This is a genomic window from Xanthomonas pisi DSM 18956, from assembly GCF_001010415.1.
Classification (GTDB): domain Bacteria; phylum Pseudomonadota; class Gammaproteobacteria; order Xanthomonadales; family Xanthomonadaceae; genus Xanthomonas; species Xanthomonas pisi.
Genome location: NZ_JPLE01000244.1, coordinates 1 through 280 on the forward strand (window position 1 = coordinate 1; position 280 = coordinate 280).

The window sequence follows — 280 nt, forward strand, 5'->3', positions numbered from 1 at the left end:
GCTTTAAGCATAGTATTGAATTTTGCTACACCGCCAACGCCCATTTGGAAGCACATGTTTTCTAATGCCATTTGACGAGACCTGTTCATTTTAGCATAAACAGGACCTACTTTAGAATTAGAACGAATGTCTTTCTGCATCTTAGCAAGGTCCTTCTCAAATAGAGCTGTTGCTCCTTCTAATGTAATAGGTCCTGGATTTCCTGTTACTTCACGCCCTACTTGATTGGATAACAATTTATTAATTCGAGTCATGTCTCGGGTCTTTTCCATTACGATAA

General features: G+C 38.9%; 1 protein-coding gene. It reads right to left on the reverse strand.

What is annotated here, in order from left to right:
* Positions 1 to 254 (reverse strand): glycoside hydrolase family protein (locus tag Y887_RS19700; protein ID WP_211257021.1); only part of this gene is annotated, 254 nt, incomplete at its 3' end.
* Positions 255 to 280: the final 26 nt, after the last annotated feature.